This window comes from Lentzea albida, from assembly GCF_900111005.1.
Taxonomy (GTDB): Bacteria; Actinomycetota; Actinomycetes; order Mycobacteriales; family Pseudonocardiaceae; genus Lentzea; species Lentzea albida.
This window is the reverse complement of sequence record NZ_FOFV01000001.1, coordinates 294,817-313,206: the sequence shown is the minus strand read 5'-3', so window position 1 is coordinate 313,206 and position 18,390 is coordinate 294,817. Positions and strand designations below refer to the sequence as shown.

General features: G+C 69.8%; 18 protein-coding genes and 1 tRNA gene. 5 read left to right on the top strand and 14 right to left on the bottom strand.

Annotation, left to right across the window (positions count from 1 at the left end; translation table 11 throughout):
- The first annotated feature begins 9 nt into the window (after nucleotides 1–9).
- A complete protein-coding gene (locus BMY74_RS01600) occupies nucleotides 10–972 on the top strand; it encodes a TIGR03617 family F420-dependent LLM class oxidoreductase (RefSeq protein ID WP_089908258.1) in 963 nt (320 codons plus the stop codon).
- Here BMY74_RS01600 and BMY74_RS44745 read toward each other — a convergent pair.
- Complete coding sequence (locus tag BMY74_RS44745; protein WP_177229527.1) at nucleotides 954–1,127, bottom strand: hypothetical protein; 174 nt, start codon at nucleotides 1,125–1,127, stop codon at nucleotides 954–956. The two genes, BMY74_RS01600 and BMY74_RS44745, sit on opposite strands and share 19 nt — an antisense overlap.
- A 147-nt stretch (nucleotides 1,128–1,274) precedes the next feature.
- Here BMY74_RS44745 and BMY74_RS01595 point away from each other — a divergent pair, with 147 nt between their 5' ends.
- Together BMY74_RS01595 and BMY74_RS01590 are read left to right on the top strand one after the other, a co-directional pair.
- Nucleotides 1,275–1,874 carry an ArsR/SmtB family transcription factor gene (locus tag BMY74_RS01595; RefSeq protein WP_177229526.1) on the top strand — a complete coding sequence of 200 codons (600 nt, stop codon included), beginning with the start codon at nucleotides 1,275–1,277 and terminating at the stop codon, nucleotides 1,872–1,874.
- Entirely contained in the window at nucleotides 1,871–2,599 is a 729-nt protein-coding gene (locus BMY74_RS01590) for an SRPBCC family protein (protein WP_089908254.1), read from the top strand. Before BMY74_RS01595 ends, BMY74_RS01590 begins: the two co-directional genes overlap by 4 nt.
- Here the strand turns inward: BMY74_RS01590 and BMY74_RS01585 are convergent.
- Nucleotides 2,572–3,399 carry an endo alpha-1,4 polygalactosaminidase gene (locus BMY74_RS01585; protein WP_177229525.1) on the bottom strand — a complete coding sequence of 276 codons (828 nt, stop codon included), beginning with the start codon at nucleotides 3,397–3,399 and terminating at the stop codon, nucleotides 2,572–2,574. The two genes, BMY74_RS01590 and BMY74_RS01585, sit on opposite strands and share 28 nt — an antisense overlap.
- Nucleotides 3,400–3,547: 148 nt before the next feature.
- Here BMY74_RS01585 and BMY74_RS01580 point away from each other — a divergent pair, with 148 nt between their 5' ends.
- Nucleotides 3,548–4,201 (top strand): HNH endonuclease family protein, encoded by a 654-nt coding sequence (locus BMY74_RS01580; protein WP_089910265.1) that lies wholly within the window; start codon nucleotides 3,548–3,550, stop codon nucleotides 4,199–4,201.
- Here BMY74_RS01580 and BMY74_RS01575 read toward each other — a convergent pair.
- Nucleotides 4,185–4,529 carry a hypothetical protein gene (locus tag BMY74_RS01575; protein WP_089908247.1) on the bottom strand — a complete coding sequence of 115 codons (345 nt, stop codon included), beginning with the start codon at nucleotides 4,527–4,529 and terminating at the stop codon, nucleotides 4,185–4,187. The genes BMY74_RS01580 and BMY74_RS01575 overlap by 17 nt on opposite strands.
- A gap of 65 nt (nucleotides 4,530–4,594) precedes the next feature.
- A tRNA-Thr gene (locus tag BMY74_RS01570) sits at nucleotides 4,595–4,668 on the bottom strand.
- Nucleotides 4,669–4,776: 108 nt separating this feature from the next.
- Between BMY74_RS01570 and BMY74_RS01565 the strand changes: the two genes are divergently transcribed.
- Nucleotides 4,777–6,138 (top strand): hypothetical protein, encoded by a 1,362-nt coding sequence (locus BMY74_RS01565; RefSeq protein ID WP_089908244.1) that lies wholly within the window; start codon nucleotides 4,777–4,779, stop codon nucleotides 6,136–6,138.
- A gap of 42 nt (nucleotides 6,139–6,180) precedes the next feature.
- Here the strand turns inward: BMY74_RS01565 and BMY74_RS01560 are convergent, their stop codons facing one another.
- From BMY74_RS01560 to BMY74_RS01515, 10 genes are all read right to left on the bottom strand, one after another.
- Entirely contained in the window at nucleotides 6,181–7,377 is a 1,197-nt protein-coding gene (locus tag BMY74_RS01560) for a DNA polymerase III subunit delta' (RefSeq protein ID WP_089908241.1), read from the bottom strand.
- Nucleotides 7,378–7,399: 22 nt separating this feature from the next.
- A complete protein-coding gene (locus tag BMY74_RS01555; RefSeq protein WP_089908238.1) occupies nucleotides 7,400–9,433 on the bottom strand; it encodes a bifunctional MFS transporter/dTMP kinase in 2,034 nt (677 codons plus the stop codon).
- 72 nt (nucleotides 9,434–9,505) lie between these two features.
- On the bottom strand, nucleotides 9,506–9,940 hold the full coding sequence (locus tag BMY74_RS01550; protein WP_143091409.1) for a hypothetical protein: 435 nt from the start codon (nucleotides 9,938–9,940) through the stop codon (nucleotides 9,506–9,508).
- Between the two features lie 16 nt (nucleotides 9,941–9,956).
- Complete coding sequence (gene topA / locus BMY74_RS01545; protein WP_089908229.1) at nucleotides 9,957–12,725, bottom strand: type I DNA topoisomerase; 2,769 nt, start codon at nucleotides 12,723–12,725, stop codon at nucleotides 9,957–9,959.
- A gap of 139 nt (nucleotides 12,726–12,864) precedes the next feature.
- A complete protein-coding gene (locus tag BMY74_RS01540; RefSeq protein ID WP_089908226.1) occupies nucleotides 12,865–13,437 on the bottom strand; it encodes a hypothetical protein in 573 nt (190 codons plus the stop codon).
- Between the two features lie 48 nt (nucleotides 13,438–13,485).
- On the bottom strand, nucleotides 13,486–14,028 hold the full coding sequence (locus BMY74_RS01535) for a hypothetical protein (protein WP_089908222.1): 543 nt from the start codon (nucleotides 14,026–14,028) through the stop codon (nucleotides 13,486–13,488).
- Nucleotides 14,029–14,033: 5 nt separating this feature from the next.
- On the bottom strand, nucleotides 14,034–14,624 hold the full coding sequence (locus BMY74_RS44740) for a hypothetical protein (protein ID WP_177229523.1): 591 nt from the start codon (nucleotides 14,622–14,624) through the stop codon (nucleotides 14,034–14,036).
- Between the two features lie 83 nt (nucleotides 14,625–14,707).
- A complete protein-coding gene (locus BMY74_RS01525; protein WP_143091407.1) occupies nucleotides 14,708–15,265 on the bottom strand; it encodes a hypothetical protein in 558 nt (185 codons plus the stop codon).
- Nucleotides 15,266–15,295: 30 nt separating this feature from the next.
- Complete coding sequence (locus BMY74_RS01520; protein WP_089908213.1) at nucleotides 15,296–15,868, bottom strand: hypothetical protein; 573 nt, start codon at nucleotides 15,866–15,868, stop codon at nucleotides 15,296–15,298.
- Nucleotides 15,869–15,934: 66 nt separating this feature from the next.
- A complete protein-coding gene (locus BMY74_RS01515; protein WP_089908210.1) occupies nucleotides 15,935–18,244 on the bottom strand; it encodes a sodium-translocating pyrophosphatase in 2,310 nt (769 codons plus the stop codon).
- Nucleotides 18,245–18,390: the final 146 nt, after the last annotated feature.

Sequence of the window (18,390 nt, the reverse complement as noted above, 5' to 3'; positions counted from 1 at the left end):
CTCAGGCGCATGAAGCTGGACAATGCTGCCGTCGACTACACGCCCGGCGAGGCCGGGGCCATCGCGAAGCGGGCGGAGGACCGGGGCTACGACGGGTTCTGGCTCGCCGAGACCAAGCACGACCCGTTCCTCGCGCTGGCCGGCGCCGCCGCGGCGACCGAGCGGATCGAGCTCGGCACGGCCATCGCGGTGGCGTTCGCACGCAACCCGATGACCGTCGCGACGACGGCGAACGACCTCCAGCTGCTCTCCGGTGGCCGCTTCAACCTCGGGCTGGGCTCGCAGGTCGAAGCCCACATCACCAAGCGCTTCTCCATGCCGTGGGGCAGACCTGCGGCGCGGATGCGCGAGTTCGTGCTGGCGATCCGCGCGATCTGGCACGCGTGGGAGACCGGCGAGCGGCTGGCGTTCCGCGGCGAGTTCTACAAGCACACGCTGATGACGCCGTTCTTCGACCCGGGCCCGAACCCGCACGGCACCGCGCCGATCTACCTCGCGGGCGTCGGCGAGCGGATGACCGAGGTGGCGGGTGAGGTCGCGGACGGCTTCCTGTGCCACAACTTCACGACCGAGAGGTACCTGCGCGAGGTGACGCTGCCGGCGCTGGAGCGCGGCCGGGCGAAGGTGGGCAGGACGCTCGAGGGCTTCGAGATCAGCGGGCCCGTGTTCGCGGCGACGAACGACGCGGAGATCGCCGACGTGAAGCGGCAGATCGCGTTCTACGGGTCGACGCCCGCCTACAGGCCGGTGCTGGACCTGCACGGCTGGGGCGCGCTGCACGAGGAGCTGCACCGCATGTCGCGGCGGCAGCAGTGGGCGGAGATGAGCGGGCTGATCACGGACGAGGTGCTCGGCGAGTTCTGCGTCCTCGGCTCCCCGGAGACCGTCACGGCCGCGCTGCTGGACCGCTACGGCGACGTCGTCACGAGGATCTCCCCTTCGGGAGAGGTGCTTCAGCTCCCGGAGAAGTGACTGAGCCCCGCCCGTGCGAGCTCGGCGTGGAAGGCGTCGAGCTCGGCGCGGACCCTCGCCACACCCCGCTTGCGGATCCACCTGCGTCTGCCGACGTTCGCCGCGATCAGGGCGAACGGCAGGGCGAGCAGGGTCAGCACGAGCATCAAGATCATGTGTTTGTCTCCTCAAGGGTTGCGAACGTGCAACGACCAATCGAGACATCGCTTACGGTACCGGCTCCAACGCCACCCAGGTGGAGCAAAGTCACCGACAGCACCATAGTTCTTGACTAATTTTGTTTTCGGTGTGACGCTTGCGCCATGTTCGAAGTGGCGGTGATCGAGGACCCTTCCGCGGCCGAGGTGTCGCTGGACCCGGTGCGGGCGCGTCTGCTCGCGGAGCTGGCAGAGCCAGGATCGGCGACGATGCTCGCCGCGAAGGTCGGGCTGCCGAGGCAGAAGGTGAACTACCACCTGCGCACGCTGGAGCAGCACGGCCTGGTGGAGCTCGTCGAGGAACGGCGCAAGGGCAACGTGAACGAGCGCCTGCTGCAGGCGACCGCCGCGTCCTACGTCATCTCCCCGACGGCGCTCGCGGCCGTGCAGCCCGACCCGGCGCGCTCCCCCGACCGGTTGTCCGCGCGGTGGCTGCTCGCGGTCTCGGCCAGGCTGGTGCGCGACGTCGGCACGCTGATCACGGGCGCGACCAGGGCGAAGAAGCGGCTCGCGACCTTCGCGCTCGACGGCGAGGTCCGCTTCGCTTCGGCGGCGGACCGCGCGGCGTTCGCCGAGGAGCTCGCGGGCTTCATGACGCAGCTGGTGGCGAAGTACCACGACGAACAGGCCGAAGGAGGGCGTCCGCACCGAGTCGTCGTCGCCCTGCACCCGAGCGTGAACGCGTCCAAGGAGGAAGAGTCGTGACCCGCGAGTTCGAGATCAGCAAGGAAGTCGAGGTCGACGGAACCCCGGAGCAGGTCTGGGACGCCATCGCCACGGGCCCGGGCATCGACTCGTGGTTCATGGGCCCGCACACCGTGGACGGACGCCTCGGCGGACGCATGACGCTCGACATGGGCTTCTTCCAGGAGTCCTCGACGATCACCGCCTGGGAGCCGGGCAAGCACCTCGCCTACTCCAGCGCCAAGGGCGAGGACGGCACGTTCCACGCGATGGAGTACCTGATCGAGGGCCGCGACCAGGGCACGACCGTGCTGCGGTTCGTGCACAGCGGGATCCTCGCCGACGGCTGGGGCGACGAGTTCGTCGACCAGCAGTCGCACGGCTGGAACATGTACCTGTTCACGCTGGGCCAGTACGTGAAGCACTTCCCCGGGCAGCGCGGCACGTACGTCTTCGCGCAGGCGCCCGAGGAGCAGCCGCAGGACGCGTGGCCGCGCCTGGCCGCCGCACTCGGCGTGCCGGCGGAGTTCCAGGTCGGCGACGAGGTGACGCTGCAACCGCTGGGGGTCGAGGGGGTCGTCGACTACGGCCTTCCCGGCGTGATGCTCGGCGTGCGCGGACCCGAAGGGCTGTACCGGTTCCACGGCACGAACGCCGTCGGTCACCACGTCTTCGGCGACGCGACCGGCCAGGCCGAGCGGTGGCAGGCGTTCCTGGCTCAGACGCTGGGCGGGCAGACCTCGTAGACGTAGTCCTCGTGCCCGTACGGCACGATGTTCCGGTCGCGGCGGATGACCGACACCCGTCCGCCGCGGTCGGCGCAGGACTTCCGGAAACCCTCGTCGGTGTACTCGATCTGGAAGAAGTCGTCGCCGAACACCTCGGCGTAGGACCCGCACTGGCCCTGCGCCTGGCAGTCCTCGGTGATCGCGAAGTCGAAGCCGATCTCCTTCTTGCCCGCGGACCCCAGTTCGGCCGCGTTCTTCTGCGCGACGGCAAGACCCTGCTCGTGCGCGTACTGCACGAACGCCTTCATGAACTCCTTGGTGGCGTTGAGGTCGAACGCTCCCTCGGCCCGCCTGTAGGAGTCGAGGTTGTCCGGCTCGACGCCCTTGAACATGGACGTCTTGCAGTCCTTGATCCACTTCTTCTGGATCTCGAGGATCCGGTTCCGCTTCTCGCCCGTGGAGATGTCGAGGATGCCCTCGCCCCACTCCGGGTCGATCGCGACTTCGCCGTTCGGCTTCTTCACGAGCAGGTCGTCGTGGTTCTGCCGCCACCAGTCGAGCCCGCCGTTCGCGCCGGTCGGCTGCGTCTGCAGGGCGTTGAGGTAGCAGATGTTGTAGCGCCGGCCGTCCACGATCTTGCTGCGGTCGCGCACCACGATCTTGACCGGCACGTCCGGCTGGTAGGCGCCGCCGAGCTGGTAGTCGAGCTGCCCACCGGCCGGCGGCTTCTCCCGCGGCGGCAGCTCGGGCTCGCTGGAGCACGCCGTGAGCAGCAACAACACGGCGAGGGCGGGCATCATGAGGGTGCGGAGATCCACGTGTTCGACGACCTCTTCGAGTCGGGCGGGCGGACAGCCTGCTCCACCAAGTGTTGCACCGGCGTGAGGCCGTTCGTGGCGGCGCGAGGACGCCGGAGTTACGCCGTTGAGAGGCCATGGCGGATCGCGCGGCGGGTACCTCCACGTCATGCGGTGGTTGCTGCTGATCATCCTGCTGACCGGCTGTTCCGCGATACCCCTGTCCTCCGCCCCCCAGGTGGACCGGGTACCCGAGGGCACGCTCGACGCCGTTGCCGCGCGCACCTCTCTCGCGGCACTACCTCTGGCCACACCGGGCCGTCTGGACGGCTACGTCCGCGACTGCGACGACGGCAAGGCGTGCGTCTTCGGCCAGCCGTGGTTCGACACCGACGGCGACGGCTGCGACCAGCGCAGCCAGGTGCTGGCCCGCGACCTCACCGGCGTGGAGCGCAAACCGGGCCGCTGCGGCGTCCAGGCCGGCACCCTCGACGACCCGTACACCGGCACGCAGGTGACCAGCGTGTCGAAGATCCAGATCGACCACGTGGTGCCGCTGGCGGAGATGTGGCGCAGCGGTGCCGCCGCCTGGTCACCCGAGCAGCGCCTGGCCGCGGCCAACGACCTGCGCAACCTCGTGGCCGTGTCCGGGAAGGTCAATCAGTCGAAGAGCGACAAGACGCCTGACGAGTGGATGCCGCCCAACGACGGGTACGCGTGTTCGTACGGGCGGATCTACGTGACCGTCAAGGCTGCCTACGGGTTGTCGGTGGCAGCGGCGGAACGCACGGCGCTGGAGCAGGCGCTCACGACGTGCGGCTGAGCTCTTCCTCCGCCGCAGCCCGCCGCGCGGCCCACTTCCGGTCGACCTCGGCCGGACGCTGGTGTCCGCATTCGACGTAGTTGCCCTGTTCATCGGTGACGTCGACGTCGTACGAACAGTTCTCGACGTAAATCGTCATGTTCTCGATGCCGTCGGCGCGTTCCTCGTCGTTCGCGTGGTACTCGACGTCGAATGCGAGCTTTTCGCCGTTGTTGTCCGTGCGGATGCACAACATCTCATCGCGCTTGAGCCAGCGGTCCTGCCCCCAAGGCTCGAGCCAGACGACGAGCCATCTCGACGAACCGTTCCTGACGTGCATCACAGCCATGGGCGCAGCCTAGACAAAGCAGAAGGGCCAGGTCACCGGAGTGACCTGGCCCTTCCGTCTCACCGAGCCGCCTATCGGAATCGAACCGATGACCTGCTCATTACGAGTGAGCCGCTCTGGCCGACTGAGCTAAGGCGGCGAGACGAGATAACTATAACCGACCCGCAAGCCCGTTACTCACGGGGGTCGGGTTCGTTGTACCGACCGTGACTGACGTCACCACCTCCCCACCGTCGAGGAGTGGTTCATGCGCCGATCGTTGTCCGTGCCGCTGGCCGGGATGCTGCTCGCGCTCGTCGCGGCACCCGCTCTCGCCCAGCCTCCGACCACGCCGGTGCCCGGCCCCCGCGACCCGAACCAGCCGCCTGCCTCGGCGCCGAACGGACCTCAGCCCCTCGCCCACGCCGTCGGGGACGCCGGGACCGGGCTGAGCGTCATCCGGCTGGGGCCGCAGGGCGTTCCCACGAGCACGATCCTGCCCGGGTTCGGCGAGCAGCTTCCGAAGCAGTCGGTGACCGAGTTCGGGCTGGGGCTCGCCAGCGCGCAGGTCAACACCGAGGCGTTCCTCGCGACCGAGCGGGTGGTGACGCAGGCGAACCCGTTCGGGTTCGCGGTGGCGGGGCGGTCGCCGCAGTCGCCGGGGACGCTGGTGCAGACCGCGATCCCGGACAACCCCCAGCCGACGAACGGCGGGCTGCCGATTCCGGAGACGCCGCTCGCGAAGCTCAAGGTGCTCAACGGCAGCGTGCACGCGCGGTGGGACGAGAAGCTCGGGCCGTGCGTCAGTCCGCTGGCCACCTCGAAGACGTCACTCGCGGGCCTCGAGGTGCTGAGCGCGTTGCCGGCCGAGGTGCCGTTGCCGGTGAAGACGAGCCTGATCAGCATCCCGGACACGTTCGAGGCGAACTCCGTCGTCAAGCTCGTCGACCTGCCGGGCAGCAAGAACAAGGCGGTCGAGTCGACGTCGACGATGCGCGCGGTCAGCGTCGAACTGGCCGGTGGCATCAGGATCGACGTGGCCAGCCCGCCGACCCTCACCGCCACGGCGACCGGGGACGAGAAGACCTCCAAGATCACGTACAGCGCGCCGGTGCTGAAGGTCAGCCAGAACGGCAAGGAGCTCGGCACGCTCGACGCCGCGCACCCGGCGCTCGACATCCCGCTGCTGCTGGACCTGGTCGTCGTCAAGCTGCAGATCGCCGGCCTCACCGAGAAGAAGGACAGGTTCTCGGGCAACGGGTTCAGCGGGTTCCAGCTCGGGGCCACCGCCCGCATGCTCGACGTGCAGGTGCTGCCGACGGACAAGCTCAATCTGCCGAACCTGCCCGCGGCGCTCGCGCAGATCTCGCTGGGCGAGCAGATCGTGCGGGCCGCCGCGCCGCAGGGTGGCGTTGTCTGCGGGACCGCGCAGCCGCCGCAGACGACCGTGCCGCAGCAGCCGCCCGGCGCACCGGCCGCGCCGCCCAAGGGTGCGCCGCCGCTGGCCTACACCAACGCCGCGTACAACTCGATCCCGCTGTTCTGGACGGGCACGGCGTTGCTGCTCGCGGGTGTGGTGATCTTCGCGGCGCTGCCGGGCAGGAGGAGGGCGGCGCCGACCAAGCGCTGACGGGGCCGAGAGCACGCCGACACGTCGCCGAGCCCGGTGACGTCAGCCTCGGTGCAGGGTCGTCACCATCGCCTCGACGGCGATGCGCGGCTTCACGTTGACCCCGATCGCCTCCCGGCAGGCCAGGACGGCCTCCAGCCGCCGCAGGATCGACTCGGCCGACCACTGCGCCGCGGCCGTGCGGGAGTCGCCGGCTCGGTCCGGGTGCATCAGCGCGGCCTCGGACCCGGTCCGCACGACCAGCGCGTCGCGGTAGAAGCCGGCCAGGTCGACCAGGGCCATGTCCAGCGAGTCGCGCTGGGTCCGGGTCGCGCGCGACTTCTGCCGCTTCTCCAGGTCCTTCAGCGCGCCCTTGGCGCCTCGGGTGGCGGCCGCGGTGCCCTTGCCGGTGCCGCCGGCGCCCATGGCGGTCTCCAGCGCCTCGCGCTCGGCCTCGTTGCGGGCCTCGTTGGCGGTGGAGGCGTCGTCCTCGGCGGCCTTGATCAGCTCGTCCGCGCAGGTGAACACGTCACCCGGCCGCCTCAGCGCCAGCGGGATCCGCAGCACGGCCTCGCGCCGGGCCCTCGACTCGGCGTCGGAGGCCAGGCGCCGGGCGCGTCCCACGTGGCCACCGCACACCGAGGCCGCCCACTGGGCCATCTCCGGCGGCACGCCGTCCACGGACTCCAGGGCCGAGGCGATGGCCGCGGGGCGGGGTGAGCCCAGGGACACCAGACGGCAGCGCGAGCGGATGGTCACCGACACGTCATCCGGGTGGTCGGAGGGCGCGCAGAGCAGGAACACCGTGCGCTCCGGCGGTTCCTCTACGGCCTTCAGCAACGCGTTCGCGGCGCCCTCGGTGAGCCTGTCGGCGTCCTCGATGATCACCACCTGCCAGCGGCCCGAGGTGGGGCGGCGGGCGGAGATCTGGACCAGCGACCGCATCTCGGCGACGGAGATCGACAGGCCCTCGGGCGCCACGACGCGCACGTCGGCGTGGGTGCCGTGCAGTGTCGTGCGGCAGCCGGAGCACTCGCCGCAGCCCGGGCGGTCGTCCGTCGCGACGCACTGGAGCGCGCCCGCGAAGGCGCGGGCGGTGGACGAACGGCCCGAGCCGGGCGGGCCGGTGAAGAGCCAGGCGTGGGTCATGACGCCGGGTGCCGGGGTGCCGCCCGCGACGATCGTGGCCGCGGCCTCCGCGGACGCCGAGAGGGTCGCCACCGCGTCGGGCTGGCCGACAACCTCGTCCCACACGCTCATGGGGTCCAGTCTTCCAGCGGGGTCAGACAGCGGCTTCGGGGACCGGGCGCCTGCGGCCCGCCAGCAGCGGGACCACGGCGGCGCGGACCCGTTCGGCCACCTCGTCGACGTCGCCCTCCGCCTCGACCACGAGGTAGCGGTCCGGGTCGGCGGCGGCCATCTCGCTCAGCAGCCGCTGGACGCGCCAGTGGTGTTCCGGGCCGATGCGCTTGCCGTCGACGACCGGGCGGTCGAGCAGGATCGTGAGGTCCGGGCGCAGGCGGCCGGTGGCCCAGTCGACCAGGCCTTCGAGCTCCTGGTGCTCCAGCGAGCTCGTCGCGGTGAAATGCGCCAGCGGTGAGTCGACGTAGCGCTCCATCACGACGATGGAGCCTCCGTCCAACGCGGGGCGCACCTGCCGTTCGACGACATCGGCGCGCACGGCGGCGGCGACCAGGGCTTGCGCGCGCACGCCGGCCAGTTCGGCGGACGACAGCATCGTGCGCAGACGGCGTTCGTCGTGCTCGGGATCGGCGGCCAGCAGCACCTCGAGACCCTCGGCGCGCAACGCGGCGGCCAGGCGGCGGGCCTGCACCGACGTGTCCTCGCGGGTGTCGCCCTCGACGGCGATCAGCAGGCCCTTCGTGTGCCGGCGGCCGCGGATCGCCGCGAACAGCGACGACAGCACCGGCTCCTCGCGGCGGTCGTCCATCTGCCGGTACGCGACGAGGCCCAGCACGATGGCGATCACCGCTCCGCCGAGCATCACCGGACGGCTGGCGTCGACCTCCATCGGGTGGCCGAACACGCTGATCTGGCGCTTCTGCAGCAGCGTGAGCAGCAGCGGCGCGCCACCCGACGCACCGAACAGCACGACCTTGAGCAACGTCTGGATCAGCGCGACCGTGCGGCCGCGCATGTCGTCCTGGACCTGCGAGCCCACGATCGTGAGACCCGTCAGGAACGCCACGCCCGCGCACGCGCCGACCAGCGCCACCGCCAGCAGCGCGATCCACAGGTGCGGGGCCAGCGCGACCAGCACGAGCGTGATGCCGGCGAGCACGATCGTGACGCCGAACAGGCGGTTGTAGGCGAGGCGCTGGGCCAGCCGCGGCGCCGTCGCCATGCCGACCGCGAGCCCGAGGAACACGGCCACGAACAGCAGGCCGAACGTCGAGGCGCCGCCCAGCAGCGACGACGCGTAGAGCTTCGCCGTCCCGATCACGACACCGGCCGCGGCGAACGCGCCGATCATGCCGATGAGCAGGCCGCGGACCAGCGGGGTCTTGCCCGCGAACTTCAGTCCCTCGCCGAGCATCGCGACGAAACCGGGCTTGTCCTCGTCCTTCTTGCGGGTCGAGGAGACGCGGCCGGAGAGCTCCGGCAGGCGGGTCGCGACCAGGATCGCCGAGGTGAAGTACAGCAGGCCGTTGACCACGACGGCGATCGTCGCGATGGAGAAGTCGAGGTTGCCGCCCTGCAGGTTCAGGTACCCGGGGATGCCCGCGATCAGCGAGTACAGGCCGAAACCGCTGATCGTGGAGATGCCGTAGGTCATCACCAGGCCGAGCTGGTTCGCCGACTCGACCTGGTCGGGGCGGCGCAGCAGGTTCGGGACCGCCGACTCCTTGGCGGGGATCCACAGCATCGCGCAGCAGCCGACGAGGAAGTTCGCCACGAAGAGCCAGATAGGCGAGCCGACCAGCGCGATCGAGATGAACAGCGACCCGCGCAGGACGTCGCAGACCACCATGACCTTGCGGCGGTCGAACTTGTCCGCGAGCACGCCGCCGATGGGCGCGAAGAGGATGCCCGGCAGCAGCTGGGTGAGCACGACGAGGGGCAGCGCGAACGACTGCCACTCGTAGCTCTTCATCATCGTGGAGACCAGACCGGTCAACGCGAGCAGTGACAGCCAGTCACCAACACTGCACAGGTAGGTGACGAGCCAGAGCCGCCGGAACGGCCGGATGGCGAGTACCGATCGAAGCCGGTGAACCGTGGACACGCTGGACTGGGCCTGCCCTGCCTGGCCTGCCTCGGTCGCCGGTGTGTCCGCGTCCTGAATTTCCGTCACCCCTAAGTCGCCACTCCCGTGCGGTCAGCGTAACCGGATGTGGTGAGTCAGGATGCGGGACTCACAACACGGCTAGCTGAAGATCGCTCCGAGAACGCCGAGCAGGACCAGCACGAAGAACCCGATCACGATCAGGCACCCGATGAACGCGGCCACGCCGCTCGTCTGCTGGGCGGGTTGCTGCTGTTGCTGTTGTTGTTGCGGCACAGGCATTTGCTGAAAGGCCTGGTAGGCGGGAGCGAACTCCTGCGGAGCGTACTGGTGGGGTGCCCGCGGCGCCCGTCCACGCGGCCGCCGCCGCTGTTCCTGCTGCATCTGCGCGTAGATCGCCTGACGCATCTCCTCGGAGGGCGCAGGAGGTGTCGGCACCACCACACGTGAGCTGACCGACGTCCACTGAGGAGCGACGAAGCCGTCCGCCGTCACCAGCCCCGCGAGCGGGTCGGGGAACAGCCGGGGAGGCGGCGGGGCCTGAGTCCCGTCGGGTCCGAACTCGTTGATCGGCACCGCCACCCCCTCGGCGTCAGCTCTTCGACTTGGCCGGGGCCTTCTTGGCCGCGGGCTTCTTCGCCGCCGCCGGCTTCTTGGCCGGGGCCTTCTTCTTGACCGGCCCCTTCGCGCGCTTCTCGGCCAGCAGCTCGGCCGCGCGCTCGTCGGTGATCGACTCGACGCTGTCGGTCTTGCGCAGCGACGCGTTGGCCTCACCGTCGGTGACGTACGGGCCGAAGCGGCCCTCCTTGATCACCATCGGCTTGCCGGACACCGGGTCGTTGCCCATCTCGCGCAACGGCGGCGCGGCGGCCGCACGACCGCGCTTCTTCGGCTCGGAGTAGATCTTCAGCGCCTCTTCGAGCGTGACGGTGAAGATCTGGGACTCGTCGGTCAGCGACCGCGAATCCGTGCCCTTCTTCAGGTACGGGCCGTAGCGGCCGTTCTGCGCGGTGATCTCGGCGCCCGTCTCCGGGTCCTTGCCGACCACGCGCGGCAGCGACAGCAGCTTCAGCGCGTCTTCCAGCGTCACCGAGCTCAGGTCCATCGACTTGAACAACGAGCCGGTGCGCGGCTTCGGCGCCTTCGCCTTGGACTTCGCCGTGCCGTTCTCGGCGGGCTCGGGCAGCACCTCGGTCACGTACGGGCCGAAGCGGCCCTCCTTGGCCACGATCTCGTTGCCCGAGACCGGGTCGGTGCCGAGCGACCGGCCCTCCTGCGGCGTCGAGAACAGCTTCTCGGCGATCTCGCTGGTCAGCTCGTCGGGCGCCAGGTCGTCGGGCAGGTTGGCGCGCTGCGCGGCCTCGTCGACCTCGCGCTCCAGGTACGGCCCGAAGCGGCCGACGCGCACGACGACCGTGCGGCCCTCGTCGTCGCTGAACAGCGGGATCGAGTTGACCGCGCGCGGGTCGATGTCCTCGACACCCGTGCCGACCAGCTTCTTCAGGCCGCCGGAGCGGCCGATCGAGCCGTCGGGACCGACGCTGCCGCCGAAGTAGAACCCGGACAGCCAGTTCGTGCGGCCCTGACGACCTGCGGCGATGCCGTCCAGCTCGTCTTCCAGGGCGGCGGTGAAGTCGTAGTCGACCAGGCGGCCGAAGTGCTGCTCCAGCAGCCCGACCACGGCGAACGCCACCCAGGACGGGACCAGCGCGGCGCCCTTCTTCCACACGTAGCCGCGGTCCTGGATGGTGCTGATGATCGACGAGTAGGTGGAGGGACGGCCGATGCCGAGCTCCTCCATCGTCTTGATCAGCGACGGCTCGGTGTAGCGCGAGGGCGGCGAGGTGGTGTGGCCGTCCGCGGACAGCTCCGCGATCGTCAGGTCCTGGTCCTTGACCAGCAGCGGCAGGCGCGACTCCGCGTCGTCCGACTCACCGCCGGCCTCGGCGTCGACGGTCTCGACGTAGGCCTTGAGGAAGCCGGCGAACGTGATCGTGCGGCCGGACGCGGCGAACGTGACCTCCTGGCCCGTGGCGGCACGGCCCTGGATGCGGATGCTGGTCGTGTTGCCCCGCGCGTCGGCCATCTGGGACGCGATGGTGCGCTGCCAGATCATCTCGTAGAGCTTGAACTCGTCCGGGTCGAGCTCGGCGGCCACCTGACCGGGCGTGCGGAAGACCTCTCCCGCGGGCCTGATCGCCTCGTGGGCCTCCTGCGCGTTCTTGACCTTGCGCGTGTACTGGCGGGGCTTGTCCGCGACGAACTGGGCGCCGTAGAGGTCCGTCGCCTGCGTGCGTGCCGCGTTGATCGCCGTCTCCGACAGCGTCGTGCTGTCGGTTCGCATGTAGGTGATGTAGCCGTTCTCGTACAGCTTTTGCGCCGTGCGCATGGTGCGGTCCGCCGAGAACCGCAGCTTGCGACCGGCCTCCTGCTGCAGCGTCGAGGTCATGAACGGCGGGTACGGCTTGCGGCTGTACGGCTTCTCCTCGACCGAGGAGACCTTGACCGGCGCGTTCTCCAGGCCGGCCGCGATGGCGCGTGCCTGCTGCTCGTCCAGCACGGTGACGTCGGCCTTGCCCGTGAGCTTGCCGTCCGAGCCGAAGTCGCGGCCCGTGGCGAGCCTCGTGCCGTCGACGGCCACGAGACGCGCGCCGAACTGGCGCGGCGTGGCGTCCTCACCGGCGTCCATCTGCGCGGAGATGTCCCAGTAGCTCGCCGAGACGAACTTCATGCGCTCGCGTTCGCGCTCCACGACCAGACGCGTCGCCACGGACTGCACGCGGCCTGCCGAGAGCTTCGGCATGACCTTCTTCCACAGCACCGGGCTGACCTCGTAGCCGTAGAGGCGGTCGAGGATGCGGCGGGTCTCCTGCGCGTCGACCAGGTCCTGGTCGAGGTCGCGGGGGTTGGCGGCGGCGGCCTGGATCGCGGACTCGGTGATCTCGTGGAACACCATCCGGCGGACCGGGATCTTGGGCTTGAGCGTCTCGAGGAGGTGCCAGGCGATGGCCTCGCCCTCGCGGTCACCGTCTGTCGCGAGGTAGAGCTCGTCGACGTCCTTCAGGGCTTCCTTGAGCTCGGTGACCAGCGACTTCTTGTCGGCGGAGACCACGTAGAGCGGCTCGAAGCCGTGGTCGACGTCCACGCCGAGCCGGGCCCAGGCCTGGCCCTTGAACTTCGCGGGGACGTCGGCGGCACCGCGCGGCAGGTCCCGGATGTGTCCCCGGGAGGACTCCACGACGAAGTTGCTGCCGAGGTACGAGGCGATCTTGCGCGCCTTCGTGGGCGACTCGACGATCACCAGTCGTCGGGTGTTGCCCCCGCCTCCGCTGCTCTTTCTCGTCCGTGTCGATCCAGCCACTCGCCGTCCCGCTCTCTTCCAAACCCGTTCCCAGGCCCGCCAGTGTTGCCCAGCGCCGGCCGAAAAGCACACCATCCGTCGTGTGTCTGCGACGCCCGTACGACGGAACAGAGTGACACAACCATGCCCGATCGCCCGCTCAGGCCGCCGGCCAGGTGCTCAGCGCCACTCCCTGCGGAGGGCTTCCGACCAGCTCAGCGAGCCGCGCCAGCCGTCGCCGGCCGGTCACCCGCAACGCCGGTGCCCCTACCAGGGTGCACGGAAGTCCGGATGCGAGCAGGGCATTTTGCAACGGCAGGTGTGTCTGCGGTGCGTTGGGGTCCAAACCCAGCAGGTACGCGGACTCCATCCAGCTGCCGGCGGCCAGCGCCCAGACGCGCAGCACTGCTCCGTTCAGTTCGAAGTCCGCGGGCACCTTCTTGACGGTTCCCTCCAGCCAGCGGGCGGCCAGAGGGGTGAGATCGGTGCGGAACGGCGTGCGGACGAAGTGCGTGCCCGCCTCGTTGACGCACAGCTCGGTCGTGACGCCGCGCTCGGCGCACGCCTGCTTGAGGGGGCGCAGCCGCCAGTCGTCGCGCAGCTCGGTGTACACGCGGGCGGCCGTGCCCCGCGCGAAGCTGACGGCCTGACCCGGCCCGCAGAGGAAGCCGGCGAGGTCCGCCTTGGCCGGGTTCCGCGCCTCGGCCGAGAAGAAGGACAGCTGCCCAACCACGGCCCACAGGGTAGAACAGACGTTCGACTGTGACCAGTGGGACAGCTGTTACAACCCGGTCCCGCGGAGCCCGTCACAGGTCTGCGACCTGCCCAGCGCGTCGGCGTACTTCGGTCGCTTCTCCAGCTCCTGGAACGTCGCCCGGAGGTCCTCCGGCGTGGTCACGACGTTGGTGTCGGCCAGCACCTTCTCAGCGTTCTCCCAGAACTGCGCGTCCGGCGCCAACGCCTGCACCGGAGCCTGCGCGGCCTCGTAGGACTTCGCGGACTCCTCGACGAACTTCACGAACCGCTCGTGCACGCCGTCGAGGTCGCTCTCCGGCGCGCCCAGGTCCTTCAGCTTCTTCTCGGCGTCCGCGAACGCGGTGGCGTTGGACGTGACGAGCCCGACGTAGGCCGTCTTGACGGCGGCGGGGTCGGCCGGGTCCTGTTTGCGCAGCTCAGCGCCTGCTTTCGCGCCGGGGGCGACACCGCCGCAGACCGCGTCCACCCACTGCCGCTGCGCGTCGGTGATCGGCTTGTCCGCGTCCGAGCCGCAGGCGGTCAGCACGGCGGAACCTGTCAGCAGAGCGGCGAGCAGACGTGTCCTCACGGGGACTAGTTTCCCCCGCCCTGTTTCGCCAGCGCCTGCCAGTCCTGGCACACCTTGTTCGCGCGGAACGCCTCGGTGTACTTCGGAGTCTCCACGGTCTGCTTGAAGAGCGCCTCGATCCTCTCGTTGCCACCGGAGCCCAACATGATTTGCTGGTACCGATCGGGGAACTTGTCGTCGGCCGCCTGCGCACGCAGCCGCGCGGACCTGTCGTCGAAGCTCACGGCCTCCGCCCGGAGCTCCTTGATCAGCCGCTCGTGCAGACTGCGCACGTCAGAGCCCATGGGGCCGAGCTTCTCCAGCCCATCCGCCGCCGCGCGGTCCGACGCCGCCGCTGCCACCACCCAGCCGACCGCGGCCTCCTTGACCGCGGCCATGCCCTCCCGGCCCTTGCCCTGGAGTTGGAGCCGCCCGATCTGCATGACGCCCATCGGGCCGCTGTAGGCGTCGAACCACGCCGCCGGATCGGCGCCCGGCACGTCCGCCGTCGTGGTGGTCGTGGGCGCGGCCTGCTGGACCGGCGCGGGCGGTGGAGTGCTGCACGCCGTGAGGGCGAGGCCCACGCAGACAGCAGCGATCGACGAACGTGCGTTCACGGTGATTCCCCCCAGGAATCCGTCTGACCGGATCGGCGAACACTACACGTTCGGGTGATCCGGTCAGACGTCGTTTCCGCCTGTCAGGTGGTGGGGGGAGCCGCCTGCAGGGCCTTGCAGTTGTTCGCCTTCTGAGCGGCTCCGGCGAGGCCCGTCTCGTCGAACTTCCTCTGCACGTCGGCGCCCGCCTTCTCCAGCTCGCCCGCCCTGCCGACCATCTCGGTGAAGGCGGCGACGACCTGGTTCTCGTCGCCTGCCGCGTCGAGCTTCGACTTGGTGCCGGCGAGCAGGTCCTTGATCTGCCCCATGCCCGAGGAGGCGGCCGAGACCAGCTCCTTGGACTTCGGGTGCGGGCCGTCCTCGAGCGCCTTGAGGTCCGCGATCGACTTGTCGACCGCGGCGACCTTGGTGCCGAGCCAGTCCGACAGGCCCTTCTTGAGGGTCGACGGGTCGTTCATGTCGATCGGGGGCTCGTCGGCCATGGACTTCACGGTGCCGTCGACGGCGCCGCAGACCTTGTCCATCCACGCCACGACGTCCGCCTCACTGGCGGTGGCCGTGGTCGTGGACGACCCTCCGCTGCTGCACGCGGAGACCGCGAGCAGACAGCTCGTCACAACTGCGATGACTGTGCGGCGCATGGGCTCCGAAGCTACTCCGGGCGGTCGCGGTCAGCTCGTCGGCGTGACGTTGATGCGCTGCATCTCCTGGCACTTCGGCGCCGTCTGCGTGGCCTTCTGCAGCTCGGGGACGTCGTTGAGGTCGCGCAGCGGGTCCGCGAGCTCGGAGAGCTTGGCGATGGCCTCGCCGGCGGCCTGGAGGCCTCCGGTGGCGTTGTTGGCGTCGGCCTGCTCGACCTTGGTCTTGGCCTCGGTGAACAGGGTGCCGAGCGAGGTGAACGTCTCGGCCATCCTGGTGACGGCCTCCTCACCGCCCTGCACGGGCGACGGGCCGACGTTCTTCAGGCCCTCGGCGGACTTGCCGAAGGCGTCGGCGAGCTGGCCCATGTACGCGGCCATCTCGGCCTTGAGCTTGGCGGAGTCGCCCGCGTCGAGCTTCGGGGCCGTCTTCTCGATCTTGGCGAACTCGGAGGCGGCGGCGCACACCTTGTCCATGTAGGCGACGGCCGCTGCGTTGTCCGCGCCGCTGGTGGGCGTGGAGGTGGTGCCGGAGTTGCCGCCGTTGGTGCACCCGGCCAGCGCTAGGGCGGCAACTGCGGCAGTGGCGACGAGGCTGCGCCTCATGTCGGAACTCCTAGGTCGGGGTACGTCGGGGGAAACCCGAACGTACCCCGACCGGAGCAGTTGGAACTAAGCGGCGCCGTTGCTCACGGTCTCCGCGGGGGTGTCCGTGATCGACGTTCCGCGGCGCTTGGACACGACGACCGCACCCACGATGATCAGCGCCGCGACCACGGCGATCGCGATGCGGATCGGGTCGGACGCGTTGTCACCGATGGAGAAGGTGACGATGGCGGGCGCGATCAGCACCGAGACCAGGTTCATCACCTTGATCAGCGGGTTGATGGCCGGACCGGCGGTGTCCTTGAACGGGTCGCCGACGGTGTCGCCGATGACCGTCGCGGCGTGGGCGTCGGAGCCCTTGCCGCCGTGGTTGCCGTCCTCGACCAGCTTCTTGGCGTTGTCCCAGGCACCACCGGAGTTGGCCAGGAAGACCGCCATGAGCGTGCCGGTCGCGATCGCGCCGGCGAGGTAGCCCGCCAACGGGCCGACGCCGAGGCCGAAGCCGACGGCGATCGGGGCGAGCACGGCCATCAGACCGGGGGTCGCGAGCTCGCGCAGCGAGTCCCTGGTGCAGATGTCGACGACGCGGCCGTACTCCGGCTTCACCGAGTAGTCCATGATGCCGGGGTTGTCGCGGAACTGGCGGCGCACCTCGAACACGATGGCACCGGCGGCGCGCGTCACGGCGTTGACCGCGAGGCCCGAGAACATGAAGACGACGGCCGCACCGATGGCGACGCCGACCAGCACGTTCGGGCTGAACACCACGTTGGTGAACGAGATGGGCAGATCACCCGTGAGGTTGCCCACCTTCGCCACGGCCTGGTCGATGGCGTCCTTGTAGGAGCCGAACAGCGCCGTCGCGGCGAGCACGGCCGTCGCGATCGCGATGCCCTTGGTGATGGCCTTGGTGGTGTTGCCCACGGCGTCGAGCTCGGTGAGGATCTGCGCGCCCTCGCCGTGCACGTCACCGGACATCTCGGCGATGCCCTGCGCGTTGTCGGAGACCGGGCCGAAGGTGTCCATCGCCACGATGACGCCGACGGTCGTGAGGAGACCACAACCGGCGAGCGCGATCGCGAACAGCGCGACGACGACCGAACCGGAGAGCAGGAACGCGCCGTAGACGGCGGCACCGATCACCAGCGCGGTGTAGACGGCCGACTCGAAGCCGACCGAGATGCCCGACAGGATCACCGTGGCCGCACCGGTCAGCGAGGTCTGGCCGACCTCCTTGACCGGCTTGTGGTCGGTGCCGGTGTAGTAGCCGGTCAGCCAGAGGATGACGCCGGCGAGCACGATGCCGATGATCACCGCGACGGACGCGATCAGCGCCGGGTTGCCGCTGGTGGACTTGACCGCGTCGCTGATGCCGTTGAGGTCCGCGAAGGAGCTCGGCAGGTACGTGAACGCCGCGATGGTGCACAGCACCGCGGAGATGACCGCGGAGATGTAGAAGGCGCGGTTGATGGCCGAGAGGCCGCTCTCGCCCGCCTTGGCCTTCGTCGTGTAGACGCCGATGACCGCGGTGAGCACACCGATCGCCGGGACGATCAGCGGGAACAGCAGGCCCTGCACACCGAACGCCGCGGTGCCGAGGATCAGCGACGCGACGAGCGTGACGGCGTAGGACTCGAAGAGGTCCGCGGCCATGCCGGCGCAGTCACCGACGTTGTCGCCCACGTTGTCCGCGATGGTGGCGGCGTTGCGGGGGTCGTCCTCGGGGATGCCCTGCTCGACCTTGCCGACGAGGTCGGCGCCGACGTCGGCGGCCTTGGTGAAGATGCCGCCACCGACGCGCATGAACATCGCGAGCAGCGCGGCGCCGAAGCCGAAGCCCTCCAGGACCTTGGGGGCCTGACCGGCGTAGACGAGCACGACGAGCGCCGCGCCGAAGAGGCCGAGACCGACCGTGGTCATGCCGACCACGCCGCCGGTGCGGAACGCGATGCGCGTCGCCTTTTCGCGACCGCCTTCTTCGTTCGCGGCGGCGGCGACACGCACGTTGGCGCGCGTGGACAACCACATGCCCAGGTAGCCGATGGTCGCCGAGAACGCCGCACCGACGATGAAGAACAATGATCGGCCGATTCGCTCGGCCAAATCATCCGCCGGGAGCGCGAACAGCAGTACGAACACGATCACGACAAAAATGCCGAGCGTGCGGAACTGCCGGTTGAGGTAGGCCGCTGCGCCCTCCTGAACCGCCTTGGCGATGTCCTGCATCTTGTCGGTGCCCTGGCCGGCGGCCAGCACCTCCTTGAGCAGCACGTACCCGACGGCGAGAGCAGCCAGGGCGACCACGGCGACCACGGCTACGACGCCGCGATCACCCCCGGAGAGCTCTAGGCCCTCCGCGAGGAATTGCCGGGACATCCGTCCTCCTGGTGAGTTGCCATGTGCAGCGCCAAGGCAGTCCAGCCGCCCAGCGCGACGTGACGCATCCCTCATTGGATGCGATGAGCGGGGAGTCTAGGGGCTGGTTGCAAGGAGGCAACGAAACGTTCCGTTCCGTGCACACA

Coding starts and splice junctions, on each gene's coding strand:
- BMY74_RS01600 (WP_089908258.1), top strand. CDS start 10: ATGAAGCTGGACAATGCTGCCGTCGACTACACGCCCGGCGAGGCCGGG.
- BMY74_RS44745 (WP_177229527.1), bottom strand. CDS start 1,127: ATGATCTTGATGCTCGTGCTGACCCTGCTCGCCCTGCCGTTCGCCCTG.
- BMY74_RS01595 (WP_177229526.1), top strand. CDS start 1,275: ATGTTCGAAGTGGCGGTGATCGAGGACCCTTCCGCGGCCGAGGTGTCG.
- BMY74_RS01580 (WP_089910265.1), top strand. CDS start 3,548: ATGCGGTGGTTGCTGCTGATCATCCTGCTGACCGGCTGTTCCGCGATA.
- BMY74_RS01575 (WP_089908247.1), bottom strand. CDS start 4,529: ATGGCTGTGATGCACGTCAGGAACGGTTCGTCGAGATGGCTCGTCGTC.
- BMY74_RS01565 (WP_089908244.1), top strand. CDS start 4,777: ATGCGCCGATCGTTGTCCGTGCCGCTGGCCGGGATGCTGCTCGCGCTC.
- BMY74_RS01560 (WP_089908241.1), bottom strand. CDS start 7,377: ATGAGCGTGTGGGACGAGGTTGTCGGCCAGCCCGACGCGGTGGCGACC.
- BMY74_RS01525 (WP_143091407.1), bottom strand. CDS start 15,265: ATGCGCCGCACAGTCATCGCAGTTGTGACGAGCTGTCTGCTCGCGGTC.
- BMY74_RS01520 (WP_089908213.1), bottom strand. CDS start 15,868: ATGAGGCGCAGCCTCGTCGCCACTGCCGCAGTTGCCGCCCTAGCGCTG.
- BMY74_RS01515 (WP_089908210.1), bottom strand. CDS start 18,244: ATGTCCCGGCAATTCCTCGCGGAGGGCCTAGAGCTCTCCGGGGGTGAT.